Source organism: Paucilactobacillus vaccinostercus DSM 20634 (assembly GCF_001436295.1).
Classification (GTDB): domain Bacteria; phylum Bacillota; class Bacilli; order Lactobacillales; family Lactobacillaceae; genus Paucilactobacillus; species Paucilactobacillus vaccinostercus.
Map to the genome: position 1 here is coordinate 77,170 of NZ_AYYY01000005.1, position 15,107 is coordinate 92,276.

General features: G+C 42.0%; 16 protein-coding genes and 1 riboswitch. All 16 genes read left to right on the plus strand.

Translation table 11 applies throughout. The features are described 5' to 3' along the window. Positions 1-14 precede the first annotated feature (14 nt). The 16 genes from FC26_RS01070 to FC26_RS01145 all read left to right on the plus strand — a co-directional run bounded on the left by FC26_RS01070 (position 15) and on the right by FC26_RS01145 (position 15,021). Positions 15-731 (plus strand): transaldolase, encoded by a 717-nt coding sequence (locus FC26_RS01070; RefSeq protein WP_057777196.1) that lies wholly within the window; start codon positions 15-17, stop codon positions 729-731. Between the two features lie 302 nt (positions 732-1,033). Next, positions 1,034-2,455 carry a pyruvate kinase gene (pyk, locus tag FC26_RS01075; RefSeq protein WP_057777197.1) on the plus strand — a complete coding sequence of 474 codons (1,422 nt, stop codon included), beginning with the start codon at positions 1,034-1,036 and terminating at the stop codon, positions 2,453-2,455. 151 nt (positions 2,456-2,606) lie between these two features. Then, positions 2,607-3,470 carry a CvfB family protein gene (locus tag FC26_RS01080; RefSeq protein WP_268872640.1) on the plus strand — a complete coding sequence of 288 codons (864 nt, stop codon included), beginning with the start codon at positions 2,607-2,609 and terminating at the stop codon, positions 3,468-3,470. A gap of 23 nt (positions 3,471-3,493) precedes the next feature. Beyond that, the gene (gene xerD / locus FC26_RS01085) at positions 3,494-4,381 is read left to right on the plus strand and encodes a site-specific tyrosine recombinase XerD (protein ID WP_057777198.1); all 888 of its coding nucleotides are present in this window, start codon (positions 3,494-3,496) and stop codon (positions 4,379-4,381) included. A 19-nt stretch (positions 4,382-4,400) separates the two neighbouring features. Next, positions 4,401-4,760, plus strand: coding sequence for a hypothetical protein (locus FC26_RS01090; protein ID WP_057777199.1), 360 nt, complete (start codon positions 4,401-4,403; stop codon positions 4,758-4,760). Then, positions 4,753-5,544 (plus strand): segregation and condensation protein A, encoded by a 792-nt coding sequence (locus tag FC26_RS01095; RefSeq protein ID WP_057777200.1) that lies wholly within the window; start codon positions 4,753-4,755, stop codon positions 5,542-5,544. Before FC26_RS01090 ends, FC26_RS01095 begins: the two co-directional genes overlap by 8 nt. Next, positions 5,522-6,106: an SMC-Scp complex subunit ScpB gene (gene scpB / locus FC26_RS01100; RefSeq protein WP_057777201.1), complete on the plus strand. Its 585-nt coding sequence runs from the start codon at positions 5,522-5,524 to the stop codon at positions 6,104-6,106. Before FC26_RS01095 ends, scpB begins: the two co-directional genes overlap by 23 nt. Before the next feature lies 1 nt (position 6,107). After that, complete coding sequence (locus tag FC26_RS01105; RefSeq protein WP_057777202.1) at positions 6,108-6,824, plus strand: pseudouridine synthase; 717 nt, start codon at positions 6,108-6,110, stop codon at positions 6,822-6,824. A gap of 73 nt (positions 6,825-6,897) precedes the next feature. Then, positions 6,898-7,022, plus strand: a riboswitch (FMN riboswitch). Between the two features lie 96 nt (positions 7,023-7,118). Beyond that, positions 7,119-7,688: an ECF transporter S component gene (locus FC26_RS01110; RefSeq protein ID WP_083483705.1), complete on the plus strand. Its 570-nt coding sequence runs from the start codon at positions 7,119-7,121 to the stop codon at positions 7,686-7,688. Between the two features lie 75 nt (positions 7,689-7,763). Then, positions 7,764-8,813: a helix-turn-helix domain-containing protein gene (locus tag FC26_RS01115; RefSeq protein ID WP_057777204.1), complete on the plus strand. Its 1,050-nt coding sequence runs from the start codon at positions 7,764-7,766 to the stop codon at positions 8,811-8,813. Next, a complete protein-coding gene (locus tag FC26_RS01120) occupies positions 8,788-10,242 on the plus strand; it encodes a RecQ family ATP-dependent DNA helicase (protein ID WP_235809450.1) in 1,455 nt (484 codons plus the stop codon). The genes FC26_RS01115 and FC26_RS01120 overlap by 26 nt, the downstream gene beginning before the upstream one ends. 59 nt (positions 10,243-10,301) lie before the next feature. Continuing rightward, a complete protein-coding gene (locus FC26_RS01125; protein WP_057777205.1) occupies positions 10,302-10,898 on the plus strand; it encodes a LysM peptidoglycan-binding domain-containing protein in 597 nt (198 codons plus the stop codon). 22 nt (positions 10,899-10,920) lie between these two features. Next, positions 10,921-11,604: a (d)CMP kinase gene (gene cmk, locus FC26_RS01130; protein ID WP_057777206.1), complete on the plus strand. Its 684-nt coding sequence runs from the start codon at positions 10,921-10,923 to the stop codon at positions 11,602-11,604. A 73-nt stretch (positions 11,605-11,677) separates the two neighbouring features. After that, complete coding sequence (rpsA, locus tag FC26_RS01135; RefSeq protein ID WP_057777207.1) at positions 11,678-12,880, plus strand: 30S ribosomal protein S1; 1,203 nt, start codon at positions 11,678-11,680, stop codon at positions 12,878-12,880. A gap of 76 nt (positions 12,881-12,956) precedes the next feature. Further along, the gene (der, locus tag FC26_RS01140; protein ID WP_057777208.1) at positions 12,957-14,270 is read left to right on the plus strand and encodes a ribosome biogenesis GTPase Der; all 1,314 of its coding nucleotides are present in this window, start codon (positions 12,957-12,959) and stop codon (positions 14,268-14,270) included. A gap of 475 nt (positions 14,271-14,745) precedes the next feature. Further along, positions 14,746-15,021 (plus strand): HU family DNA-binding protein, encoded by a 276-nt coding sequence (locus tag FC26_RS01145; RefSeq protein WP_010622201.1) that lies wholly within the window; start codon positions 14,746-14,748, stop codon positions 15,019-15,021. Positions 15,022-15,107: the final 86 nt, after the last annotated feature.

A 15,107-nucleotide genomic window follows, 5' to 3' on the forward strand; every position in this document is an offset into this window, starting at 1 on the left:
AGGAGAATAAGGTTATGAATCAAAAATTTGATATTGAAGTTTATTCAGATGGTGCGATTATTGAAGATATGCGTGAAGACGCTAAAAAGGACTACGTGACTGGTTTTACAACCAACCCATCTTTAATGAAGAAAGCTGGAATTACCAATTATATGGAATTTGCCAAGCAAGTGATTAGTGAATTTCCGGATTACAGTATTTCTTTTGAAGTATTTGGTAGTGATCATGAAACAATGAAAAAGGAAGCCCAAACAATTTCTGCACTGGGAGATCATGTTTTTGTTAAAATTCCGATTATTTTAGCGGATGGGACGAGCAACGGACCATTGATCAAAGCCTTATCAGATGCTGGTATTAAGGTTAACGTAACCGCAATTGCAACAGTGGACCAGGTTGAGGATGCGCTTGCAAACGTGAATGATGATGTGCCATCACTGATTTCAATTTTTGCTGGTCGTGTAGCCGATACGGGACAGGATCCAACAGACTTTGTTAAGCAAAGTGTGACATTAACTAAGAAGCACCCTTCTGCTAAACTTCTATGGGCTGCAACGCGTGAAGTTATTAATGTTTATCAGGCTCAGGCAATGGGGGTTGATGTGATTACTGTACCACCAACGATTTTGGCTAAACTAAACAAGGTGGGTAAATCTTCTCTTCAAGTTTCAATCGATACGGTCAAGGGCTTCGATAAAGATATTTCGAGCCTTGGCTTTAGCATTTTAGATTAAGAATTTACACACGAGTGAATTAACAGTTTCGATTTTAGGATGAAGTGGGAGACTAACTAAGATAAGCAATTAGTTAGTCTCCCATTTCTTTTTGCTTAAATTACTTAAAAATAATTGATTAGATTAATTATTTAAATACTTAATTAAACTGATGAATTAAGGATTAGTTTGAGATTGGAGCCGTTTTCATTGATAAAAATGATAGAAAATGGAGACATCAAATTTAAAAAGTGATATCATAACATCTGTACAAAAGGTGAGCGGTTCGCAAACCTAACTTACTCAAAGGAGAGATTTCACTTATGAAAAAAACCAAGATTGTTAGTACGCTTGGACCCGCAAGTACTGACGTTGATACAATTGTTAAACTGATCAATGCTGGCGCAAACATTTTTCGTTTTAACTTTTCCCATGGTGATCACGAAGAACACCTGGGCCGTTTGAACAACGTTCACAAGGCGGAAGAGATTACTGGCAAGACTGTTGGTATTATGCTTGATACCAAGGGTGCTGAAATTCGGACTACTGTTCAAAAAGAAGGTAAGATCGAATTCAACATTGGTGATAAGACTCGTATCTCAATGGATGACTCAATTGAAGGTACTCACGAAAAGATCGCTGTCACATACCCTGGCTTGTACGATGATGTACATGAAGGTGGACACGTCCTTTTTGATGATGGCTTGATTGACATGAAGATCGACGAAAAGGACGATGCTACTAAGGAATTAGTATGTACTGTTCAAAACCATGGTTTGCTTGGCTCACGTAAGGGTGTTAATGCCCCAGGTGTTTCAATCAACTTACCAGGGATCACTGAAAAAGATGATAGCGATATTCGTTTTGGCTTGGACCACGAAATCAACTTTATCGCCGCTTCATTCGTTCGTAAGCCAGAAGATATTGAAGATATCCGTGCATTGCTTGCTGAAAAGCACATGGAACATGTTCAAATCTTCCCTAAGATTGAATCACAAGAAGGTATTGATAACTTTGAAGAAATCATCAAAGTTGCCGATGGCTTAATGGTTCCTCGTGGTGACATGGGTGTTGAAATTCCAGCAGAAAATGTTCCTTTGATTCAAAAGACATTTATCCGCAAGTGCAACTTGCTTGGCAAGCCAGTTATTACGGCAACCCAAATGCTTGATTCAATGCAAGAAAACCCACGTCCTACACGTGCTGAAACTTCAGACGTTGCCAATGCCGTCTTTGATGGTACTGACGCAACAATGCTTTCTGGTGAAAGTGCTAACGGTGACTACCCAGTAGAATCTGTTGCAACTATGAACCGGATTGACATTAAGGCTGAAAATGCTTTGAACCGTTTTGGTACTGAAACATTTGATTTCGATACTGCTGACGTTACTGAAGCACTCGGTTCAGCTGTTAAGAAGACTGCTAGTGACTTGAACATTAAGACAATTGTTGCTGCTACTAAGTCAGGATACACTGCTAAAATGATTTCTAAGTATCGTCCAGATGCTAATGTTTTGGCTTTGACTTTTGACGAACGCACACAACGCGGTCTTATGATCAACTGGGGTGTTCAACCATACGTTGTTGAAGCACCTAAGGATACAGACGCTTTGTATGAATTAGCTTCAAAGAAGGCCGTTGAACTTGGCTTTGCTAAGAAGGGTGACAAGATCATCGTTGTTGCCGGTGTTCCCGTAGATCAAAAGGGAACTACTAACATGATGCGTGTTCAAGAAATCAAGTAATTTAAAGATTTCTAAAACCGTTTAATTCTGTTTTTTGCAGAATTAAACGGTTTTTATTTTGCGTAAATTTTTGGGATCAATTGATGACGCTTTTCAATTGTGCTTTTGACGTGTAAAATAAGGGTATCTAGAAAAGTCGAGGGATAAAATATTGTTAAATACATCGTTAGGTAAAGTCGTTACTGCAATCATGATTGATGAAAATCATGATTATTATTTTGTACAAAAGGATGGGGTGACCTACAGCCTGCTGAAAGAAGAGACTGAAAAAGCACTTCATATTGGTGGACAAGTGCGTGGGTTTGTCTATGAAAATAATGATCATCAGTTACAGATGACATTAGACATACCTCAGGTCATGGTTGATCATTATGCATATGGCACCGTAGTTTCGGTTCGCCGAGATTTGGGTGTGTTTGTAAATATCGGCTTAAAGAATAAGGATATTGCGGTATCATTGGACGATTTACCATCATTGAAACAGCTTTGGCCACAAAATGGTGATCGCTTAATGATTGCTTTAAAAATTGATCATAAGGGCCGACTCTGGGGGGAACTGGCTGATGAACCAATTTATGAGGCAATCTCTAACCGGGCTCGTCCAGATTTAAAGAACGCAGACATGATGGCCACGGTTTATCGGTTGAAGATGGCGGGCACGTTGGTGCTGACTGATGATTATTACTTAGGTTTTATTCATCCAAGTGAGCGTGATCAAGAACCACGTTTGGGACAACATGTTAAGGTGCGGGTAATTGGGGTATCGGACTATGGTACGCTTAACTTATCAATGAAGCCGCGAGCCTATGAAGCAATTGGCGATGATGCAGCAATGCTTTTGGCAATGCTGGAACATGCGCATAATCAACAGTTACCCTACACTGATAAAACGGATCCCAAAGTAATCCGAGACGTTTTTGGCATTAGCAAGGGGCAGTTCAAACGAGCAATTGGTAATTTACTTAAACGTGGTCTAGTTGAACAGATGAACGGATTTTTAGTTTTAAAGCGATAAAATAATGAAAGACGGCACTCAGCATGCAAAATGAGCTAGAGGATTATCTTCATTACCTTCGGGTAGAACGCGGCCTCTCAGAAAATACAATTACCAGTTATCATCAAGACTTGGTGGCTTTCGCACAGTATCTGACGACACAGCAAATTAAAAGCTGGCGTGAAGTAGATCGATATGTCGTGATTAACTACTTGGCAACGCTGCAAGAGCAAGCTAAAGCTAAAAATACAATCATTCACGTGGTATCAACATTACGCCATTTTTTTCGCTATTTAGCGGGTGAAGGACTGATTAGCGAAGATCCTATGCTGAAGGTTGATACACCCAAAAGCGGACAACACTTACCTCAGGTTTTGACACGTGCTGAAATTGATCGGCTATTGGCCGCTCCAGACACGAGTAAAAAACTTGGGATCCGTGATCGCGCTATTTTGGAAGTGATGTACGCAACCGGGTTACGTGTTAGCGAGTTGGTGAACCTAACCTTGGATGAACTGCATCTCGAGATGGGATTGATTCAGCCCCTGGGTAAGGGTGATAAAGAACGGATCATTCCGATTGGCGAGGTCGCACTTGATTGGATGGAACGCTATTTAGCGGAAGTTCGCCCTATATTGCTTAAAAGCCAATCTAGTGACTACGTGTTCTTAAATGCACATGGACGACAGCTTTCACGACAAGGTATTTGGAAAAATTTGAAGGCACATGTGGCACGAGCCCAAATTACGAAGAACGTAACACCACATACGTTACGGCATTCATTTGCAACCCATATTCTGGAAAATGGGGCCGATTTACGTATTGTGCAGGAATTGTTGGGACATAGCGATATTTCAACGACACAAATATATACGCATGTTTCTCAAAAACGGCTAACGGAAGTTTATCAGAAATATCATCCACGGGCTTGAACGCGTAGAAGGGGATTACATGTTAGTTAATTACCGAGATGAGTATAAAAAAATTGCCATGGGATTGTTATCGTTTATTCCCGATCTTAAAGATTTGAGCCATTTGAATTCTGAGATGGCGTGGTATCAGCAAAGTGCTAACCGACCGATGTATCTATGGCGCAATGCGGATGAACACCTGATTGGAATCGTGTGCTTGGAAATTGGCGACGAGTATGTGTTGATCAGAAGGCTGTCCTTCACACCCTCTGATCGGACAGGACGCAATATTTTTGCGCTGTTGAATGCGGTACATGATAAGTATTCTGAAAAGAAACTCGTGGGAACGATGGAGACCCAGCCGCTCATCACTAACTGGGGGAAGACGCTAAATGGCTGACGAAATAATTCAAGAGTATCAGCACCAACCGACAATCCGGGTCAGTGATTTTGAAGGACCATTGGATTTGCTGCTTCATCTGATTAAAAGTGCGGAAATGGATATCTACGATATTCAAATTACCGAAATTACGGCGCAATATCTAGAATATCTACATGCGATGCAGGATAATCAGTTGGAGGTCGCAGGGGAATACTTTGTGATGGCGGCAACGCTGATGGCGATTAAGAGTCGTATGTTGCTACCAATTGATGAAGATGAAACATTTGTTGAAGAAGAACCGGTTGAGGATCCACGCCAAGAGCTGGTCGATCAACTATTAGAGTATAAGCGCTATAAGCAGGCAGCAGAACAACTGCATGAAAAAGAACAACAACGGCAACAGGAGTTTACACGTTCTGCGGCGGCAATTCCTGATGACATAAAGGGAATTAAGGTCGCCCCCGGTGTGAGCATTGAACAGCTGCAAGAGGCTTTTGTCGCCGTAATGAAACGCAAACAGTTGGCACAACCCGTGAGTCAAACCGTACAAACGGAGCGAATTAGCATTTCAGAGAAGTTGAAAGTGGTGTTAACCGCAGTTAAAAAGGGGCCAACCGTTTTTGAGGCACTTTTCGAAGGGCAAACAACCCGGGATGAACTAGTGACGACTTTTTTGGCGGTGCTTGAGTTATGCAAACATTGGGCGGTGCGAGTCGATCAACAGCAACGTTTGGGCCCACTATTGATCGTTGCGGGTCCTAAGAGTAAGGAGTTTGAACATGAACAATTTGGCACAAATTGAGAGCCTGATCTTTATTAGTGGGGATGAAGGAATTTCATTGACTGATCTGGTATCGATTACGGGGTTTATGCGTCCGGCGGTTCAGACGATGGTCGAACAGTTGACGCATAAGTATGCGGATGATGAGCAGAGCGCGCTAGTCGTATTGGAAAGTGATCAAACATATCGATTAGCGACTAAAAAAACACTTGCACCGATCGTTAAGCAGTATTTTGAGGTGCCACTGACAACGCCACTTTCGCCAGCTCTCCTTGAGGTCTTAGCAATTATTGCCTACCGGCAACCGATTACTAGACTGGAAATTGATGAAATTCGAGGCGTTCAAAGCTCAGCGACATTGCAGAAGTTAATTTTAAGAAACTTGATCGAAGAACACGGTCGACTGAATGCGCCTGGCCGGCCGTTTCTGTATGCAACAACACCGTACTTTTTAGATTATTTTGGATTGACCGGAATTGATGCGCTGCCACAGTTACCACAGATTGATGATATCGATAATGAAGCGTTGAACGGCGATCTCTTTTTGCAGGCATTTGAAAATAGAAAACGTGAGGATAATTAGAATGGAACGATTACAAAAGGTCATGGCTGAGGCAGGCGTTGCTTCAAGACGGAAATCTGAAAAGATGATTCAAGAGGGCCATGTTAAAGTTAATGGGCAGTTAGTGACTGAATTGGGCGTTAAAGTAACGGCCAAAGATTTAGTAGTGGTTGATGGGGTTCCCCTTTCACGCCAGCGATTAGAATACTATCTCCTGAATAAACCACGTGGGGTTGTTTCAACGGCTCACGATGATAAGGACCGTAGAACCGTTGTTGATATTTTAGCTGATGACGAGATTACAACACGAATTTATCCAGTTGGCCGGTTGGATTATGATACGACAGGGTTACTACTGCTTACCAATGATGGTGAATTGGCGAATAAGCTCACGCATCCTAAGTACGAAGTCGAGAAAACCTATGTCGCTAAGGTTAAAGGACAAGTAACCAATGATGATTTAAAACAACTGCGACTTGGCGTGATGGTTGATGGACGAAAGACAAAATCTGCTAAAGCGAAGATTACGGCTACGGATGCTAAAAAAGGAACGACAATCGTACAACTAACGATCCATGAGGGCCGGAATCACCAAGTCAAAAAAATGCTGAAAGCCGTGGGGCATGAAGTGCTTAAACTACACCGTGAAAGTTATGGCTTCTTGACACTGGCTGGGGTTCCAGCTGGACAGTGGCGACGACTCAAAACAAGTGAAGTTATGCAACTAAAAAAGCTATAACGAAATTGTTGTATTGCTTGGGATTATCTGCTATGATTTAGCCGTACAGATCTGTACGAAAAAAATTTAATAGGTTCGTCTTCAGGGCAGGGTGTAATTCCCGACCGGCGGTGATAGCCCGCGACCTACGTGTGTGCGTAGTTGAATCCAGTGAAATTCTGGGTGCCGACAGTATAGTCTGGTATAAAGAAGATTTCCACTATTTAGTTAGTCGTAAATCTTTTATTTGATTTACGATTTTTTTATAGTGAATTTTCATTATCATTGAAGATGGCCTCTCAGGAGGTTTCAATTGTGGTGAAAGTATTTAATGTGCATCGGACCGTCGGTATGGCGTTGTTAGGTGCAATTGCGTTTGTGTTGATGTTTGTGGAGTTTCCAATAATTCCCATTGCACCATTTCTTAAGATCGATTTTTCTGATGTACCGGTGCTGCTCGGGTTGGTCATTTATGGGCCATGGGGCGCGGTTGGCATTACGTTTTTGAAGTGTTTGATACACGCCTTGGTATATGGCATGTCCATCCCAGAATTGATCGGTATTTCCAGTAGTTTCATTGCTTCATGCACGCTGATTTTCCCATTTAATTGGGCATTGAATCGCCGTCATGGGTCACAGCGATCGAACTACATTATTGGAATTCTTTTAGCTACGCTTAGTTTAACCGTTATCGAGTCTTTACTGGACTGGTTAGTGGTCTTACCGCTATATATGACGGTTTTAGGAATGAAACTTACGATCTCGTTGCCAACGTTGGTAATGGCCGGCGTCGTACCGTTTAACCTTATTAAAGGAATTTTAATTGGTGTTGTCTTTTGGTTAATTGCCAGTCGAATGCAAGGCTGGTTAGCAAAACAAAAATAAACTTTTAAAGCAAGAGTCTGGTAATTTACCAGGCTTTTCTTTATGCTTAGGGTATCTGATTTTGGAGGGACAACCGTGGACTATTTGATCATGCTATTATCTGTGCAACAAGCACGCCGTATTCGAGTGATTGAAAATATATTAGTAAATAAGCGCACGGTTGCAACGTTATTTTGGGGGATGCGATATCAAATTTTACCGTGGCTAGGGTACCGACGCAAAGTATCACGCAGGCAGTTTGACATCGTTTGGCAGAACCTACTCGATGCAGGACTGATAACGATTGTCGAACAGCAGGCTCAATTAACTGCTCGTGGAGAAGCACAACAGAGGCAATTTTACAGCACTCATTATCAACCACGGTATCAAGCGGCCTATTTACTGATGAACGTGGATCAGGTCATTCAACGACTACTACTTGCTACTCAGGTGGTATCCGAGTATAGCTACGAAAGCCGACAATATGCCCCATTTTCGTTTAATGATGATGATCTGCGAGCTGTTAAGCAATGGTTTACTCATCAAAACAAGGCCCAATTAGTGCTGACCTATAAGCAAGAGCTGGCCGATTTCTTAGCGACATTAACGGATGAAGAAGCCGATTTTATGGTGAGCCAGTTTATTGGACATGAAGTTGCTGGGGAAGCATTAACTCAGCTGGCAGACCGACTAGCAATAGATGTTGAAACGGCACGGTTGATGCAATATGATCTTTTTGCGGGCTTGGCACAATATGGTCTGCATCTGAAAGGTGGTGCTCTTTACCAATTGATAGCACCAATGAGTAGTTTAACGCCTATGTCGAATAGTGCGGCACAAACATATACACTTTTTCAACAACGATTATCCATTCAGCAGATTAGTCGTACTCGGCGGTTAAAGATTGGGACGGTAAGGGAACATCTTCTTGAAGCCGCAATTTTTGAGGGCGCTAACTTTCCATATGATTGGGTGTTGTCATCTAGTCAGCAGACTCAGTTGGCGACACGGTATGGGGATGAACAGATTGACCATTGGCAGTTTCAGGAACAAGAAACGGATACTGCGGATGCCTTTTTTTACTTTCGACTATATCAAATTATGAGGAGTTTTATTTCCAGTGACGATCACACAGGCACAGATTAAGACGGTATTACATAATCAATTTGGGTATGATGGGTTTCGTGAGGGACAAGCGGAAGTTGTTAATGCTGTCCTAGAAGGGCAGGATACATTAGCTGTTTTACCTACTGGAGCCGGAAAAACGTTACTCTATCAACTCCCAGGCTACTTATTGCCCGGCACCGTATTAGTGGTGTCGCCGCTCTTATCGCTTATGCAAGATCAGGTCTCACGGTTACATGAACGGGGCGAAAAGCGAGTTGTTATGCTGAGTTCATTACAGTCGGTTAGTGAACGGCAACGGACGCTTCGAATGATCGCTCAGTACCGATTTGTATTTGCTTCTCCGGAGGTTTTGGCTCAACCGACAGTCATCGCCGCGTTAAGGCGCGCACAAATTAGTCTATTTGTGGTGGATGAAGCCCATTGTGTGTCTCAGTGGGGCCCCGATTTTCGTCCGGAGTACTTGATGCTAAACCAAACAATTGACTTACTGAATCATCCAACGGTGCTTATGCTCACGGCAACGGCAACTAAAGCAGTTCAGGCCGATGTGATCAATCGTCTGGGATTAACCTCGAATCGGGTAGAACATGTGGTGAGATCGGTTAATCGCAGTAATATTTTCTTAGCTGTTCGTGAATGTACGGATCAACAGGATAAATCGGCCGAGTTAATCCAACTTGTAACTCATATCCAGGGAGCAGGGATTGTTTATTTTTCGAGTCGCAAACAGGCATCCGCATTTGCCGAGCAATTAAATTCGGAGACCTCACTTAGGGTAGCGGCCTATCATGCAGGAGTTGACCAAATTACCCGTTATAAGGTTCAACATCAGTTTATGAATAACGAGCTAGATTTGATTTGTGCAACCAATGCGTTTGGTATGGGAATTGATAAGGAAGATATCCGATATGTGATTCATTATCACCTGTCTGCTAATTTGGAAAGTTATGTGCAAGAGATTGGCCGTGCTGGTCGTGACGGCCAACAAAGCATTGCAATTTTGCTGTATAGCGAGGGGGATGAGCAGATTCCGCGACAGCTCAGCCTCGGAAACTTACCTAATGAACGGGTAATAGAAGGCGTTATTAATCAGCAAATTAATCCGGATGATTTAGGTGAAATGGGAGAGATTTTATCGTATTACGTGGCTAATGACTATCCGGCCGCAGAAATTACTAGAATTTTCAAAGAACGTGCTTTACAATCTGAACAAGCGTTACACATAATGATGAGTTACATTCGGGCAACAACGTGTCGGCGGTCAGTTATCTTACAGTATTTTGATGAAGCACCACTTTCTCACCGGCCAAATTGTTGTGACTATGATAATCCAGATAATGTGATTGAGCGGTTAGGCTTACAAACCGATCCGAAACTAAGCCAGGCAACACAGCCCTCAGTTTCGTGGCAAAAAAAACTAGATCATCTGTTTTTTGTAAAATCTTAATTTTTTGTGAAAGCTGGTATGATACAATAAAAAGGATGGAAAAAAAGGGGGATCACCTGATGAGTGACAAACGTGAAGACCAACCCAAAGAAGAAAAAAAGCCTTGGGAAAAAACCTTTAACGATGATCAGGATTTAGATCAAGAAGGTAATTTGTCACGGACAAAGCACCGTAAGCAGACAACCCATAATTCGATGATTACGACAATTTTGATTGTCATTATTATTGTCCTTGCTGCGACACCGGTCGTTTACTGGATTGATCACCAAAGTTCGTTTAATAAACCTGATTCCGGAACGGAAGCAGTGGCCCAGTCATCTTCTTCTCACAAGAAGGTGACTTCAACGTCTAAAAGTGAAAAAACGAGCGTGAAGAGCACCAGTACTAAAAAGGCGAGCAAATCTAAATCAAGCTCGTCAAGTGTAGCAAAGGAGTCAACCAGCGCAAAAGCCTCTTCTAGTAGTGCTAGTTCTTCGTCGTCCTCATCGTCGTCTAGCAGTAGTGATGGGGATAAGAAGTATGTGACGGTGCCTGCTGGTGAAGGACTTTACCGAGTTGCTGTCAATAATGGCATTACGGTTCAAGAATTGTGTGAATTAAATGGTATTAGTTCTAGTACTTCACTGACACCAGGTCAGCAGTTGCGCGTTAAATAATTTTTGGGAGTGGAATAGGAGTATGGTAAGTGCATTACAGGTAGCAATTGATGGACCGGCATCCGCTGGCAAGAGTACGGTGGCTAAATTAGTCGCAAAACAGTTTAATTATATTTATTGTGATACCGGGGCAATGTATCGAGCAATCACATATGCTGCTCTTCAGCAACACATGGACTTAACTGATGATATTGCGGTTGCACAATTAGCAAAACAAACCAAAATTATATTTCAACCGGGTGATCCAGTTCAACGAGTGCTGATCGGTACTCAAGATATTACTGAGGCAATTCGACAGCCAGAGGTAACCAATAACGTGTCCACGGTAGCTGCAATTGCCGCTGTTCGTGAAGAATTAGTGCGACAACAACGTGAAATTGCGTCACATGGTGGTATTGTGATGGATGGACGAGATATCGGTACGACTGTACTACCGGCCGCGGAGGTTAAAATTTTCTTGGTGGCTAGTGCTCATGAACGGGCAGTCAGACGGTACAAAGAAAATGTCCTCAAGGGCATTGATACACCACTTAATCAGCTACAAGAAGAGATTGAACTGCGTGATAAAAAAGATTCTACGCGCAAGGTATCTCCACTGACACAGGCGTCGGATGCTCAGAAATTAGATACGACTAGTTTGTCAATTGAGCAGGTTGTTGAGAAGATTAGTGATGTAATTACAAAAAAACAGCACGAATTGTGCTAAATACTAGCATTATCGACGAATTTTAGGTATCATATAGGGTAGAGTTGATTGTTGCAAGGAGGAAATTTTTTTCATGGCTGAAAATGAAGATAGAAACGACTTATTAAACGCATTGAATAGCGTTGAAGAAGTAAATGTTGGGGATGTAGTTAAGGGTGAAGTATTGGCTCTTGATGACGATCGTCAAGTAATTGTTGGTATTGAAGGTGCGGGCGTTGAAGGTGTTGTACCTGCAAAGGAATTATCAACAAAGCCAGTTGAAGATATTAATGAACAAGTTAAAGTTGGCGATGTTTTAGATTTAGTAGTTATCTCAAAGATCGGTAACGATAAAGAAAATGGAAGTTACTTACTTTCACACCGTCGTCTTGAAGCACGCAAGGTTTGGGACGATATTCAAAAGAAGTTTGAAGCTGGCGAAACAATTACAGCGCCTGTAACACAAGTTGTTAAGGGTGGATTAGTTGTTGATGCAGGTGTTCGTGGATTTGTTCCAGCATCAATGATTACGGATCACTTTGTGGAAGATTTGAACCAATTCAAGAGCCAAACACTTGAATTCAAGATTGTTGAAATCGAACCTAGTGAAAATCGTTTGATCTTGTCACACAAGGCAATTGTTCAAGCAGAACACGAAAAGGCAGCTAAAGAATTGTTTGCAACTCTTGAAGCCGGCCAAGTTGTTGAAGGAACAGTTGCACGGATGACTAACTTTGGTGCATTTATTGACCTTGGTGGTGTGGATGGCCTAGTTCACGTTTCAGAAATTGCTTACGAGCGTGTTGAGAAGCCTTCTGATGTTCTTAAGACTGGTCAAAAGGTTAGTGTTAAGGTATTGTCTGTTGATCCAGAACGTGAAAGAATTTCACTTTCAATCAAACAAACATTGCCTGGCCCATGGGATGATATTGCTGAAAAAGCACCTGAGGGTAGTGTTCTTACCGGGACTGTTAAGCGTTTGACAAGTTTTGGTGCCTTTGTTGAAGTATTCCCAGGCGTTGAAGGCCTTGTTCATATTTCACAAATTTCACACAAACATATCGCTACTCCCGCTGACGTGTTGACGCCAGGACAAGAGGTTCAAGTTAAAGTACTTGAAGTTCATCCAGATCAACAACGTTTAGGCCTTTCTATCAAGGCCTTGGAAGAAAAGCCACAAGCATCAGGTGATCAAGAACGTCGTCAAAGTCGTTCGAACAACGTCACTGCAAATGCACCTGAAGAGGAAAGTGGTTTTACTCTCGGTGATCTCATCGGTGATGAACTTAAAAAGTAATTTTTAAAATTATCTATAAAAAAGAGGCTGGGATATATGTCCCAGCTTCATTTTTGTTCGAAGGAAGGTGAAAAATATGGCAAAACCTGTAGTTGCAGTTGTTGGCCGACCAAACGTTGGTAAATCAACGATTTTCAATCGAATTGCCGGGGAACGTATCTCGATTGTTGAAGATACGCCTGGAGTTACGCGTGATCGGATTTATGCACACGGTGAATGGATCGGAAAGCAATTTGATTTGATTGATACTGGTGGAATCGAGATTTCCGATCAACCGTTTGTAACTCAAATTCGGCAACAAGCTGAAATTGCGATCGATGAAGCAGACGTCATTGTTTTTCTGGTCGATATTAAGAGCGGATTAACTGATGCGGATGAACAAGTCGCGCAAATTTTGTATCGTTCTAGTAAGCCCGTTGTTTTAGCTGTTAATAAAGTCGATAACATGGAATTGAGAAGTGAGGTATACGACTTCTATGCACTAGGGTTTGGTGATCCTTACCCAATTTCTGGGGTTCATGGTATCGGAGTTGGTGATTTGCTGGACGCGGTTGTAGCTGAATTTCCGGATGATGCTGAAAATGTGGAAGATAATAGCATTCGGTTTAGTTTGATTGGTCGACCAAATGTTGGTAAATCTTCTTTGGTGAATGCGATTCTCGGTGAACACCGGGTGATTGTTTCTAACGTTGCTGGGACAACCCGTGATGCGATTGATACGAAGTTCACCACGGATGACGGGACAGAGTTTTCGATGGTCGATACGGCCGGAATGAAGAAGCAAGGCAAGATCTACGAAAATACAGAACGGTATGCGATGCTGCGAGCAATGAGGGCGATTGATAATAGTGATATCGTACTAGTGGTGTTGAATGCGGAAGAGGGCATTCGTGAGTTTGATAAACGAATTGCTGGTTATGCTCATGAAGCCGGACGTGGTGTTATCATTGTTGTTAACAAGTGGGACGCTGTCGAAAACAAAGATACTAAAACAATGCAGGCGTTTGAACAAATCATTCGTGATGAATTTCAGTATCTAAGCTATGCACCAATTGTTTTTGTTTCTGCTAAGACCAAGCAGCGCCTTATTAAACTACCACCACTGATTAAGCAGGTATATGAACACCATACTAAACGGATCCAGTCGGCAACGCTTAATGATGTGCTTATGGATGCATTGGCTGCAAACCCAGCACCCAGTTCTAATGGGAAACGGTTGCGGGTTTATTACGGCACACAAGTGTCAGTGCAGCCACCCACGTTTGTCATTTTTGTTAATGATCCGGATATGATGCATTTTTCATATGAACGCTATTTAGAAAATCAAATTAGAAACGCCTTTGATTTTACCGGTACGCCGATCCATTTGATCAAGCGTCGACGTAAGTAGGACAAGGCTTTCAGCCATAAATACGGTCCTGAAATTGTGATGATTTCAGGACCGTATTTTTATACATATTTTGAAGCTTGCCCCCCATTTTGCCCACCCAATTTAAAAATTAGTCGGTTGGTGCCTCCCTTTTTTGTATCAAAGTAGTAATTTATGGGAAAACAACACCATAAAAAGGCGTGAATCGCTGAAGGCTGAGAACGGAGACGAAAGGCTTGACTAATCCAATTATATAAGGGATTGTACTAGATCTTAGTGTAATTTTAATAATGATGGAATTTAAAGTGGATTTTTACCTTTTTTTCGTTTGAAATGTCTGAAAAGCCCTTGCCAGCGCGGTTTGCGTATGATAATGTTGAGTTTAGAAATGATACGGTGTTCCGTCATTATTTCGTTAATTTTGACAACCAAAATTAACATCAAATTTTGTGGATGCCCATAGGCATCTTACTACTTTGGTGGGAGGTGAAATTACATGGCAAATAAAGCAGAATTAGTTAACGACGTTGCAGCAGCAACTGGTTTAACCAAGAAAGATGCAACTGCTGCCGTTGACGCAGTATTCAACTCAGTTCAAGCATCATTAGCTAAGGGCGAAAAGGTACAATTGATCGGCTTTGGTAACTTCGAAGTACGTGAACGTGCTGCCCGTAAAGGACGTAATCCTCAAACTGGACAAGAAATTCAAATTCCAGCAAGCAAGGTACCTGCATTCAAGCCAGGTAAAGCTTTAAAGGACGCCGTTAAATAATCGGTAATCCTTTTAAAAAAGGAGCTATGACTCATTTAGTCATGGCTTCTTTTTTACATAAATAATGAGTAATTGTCTGAAATATT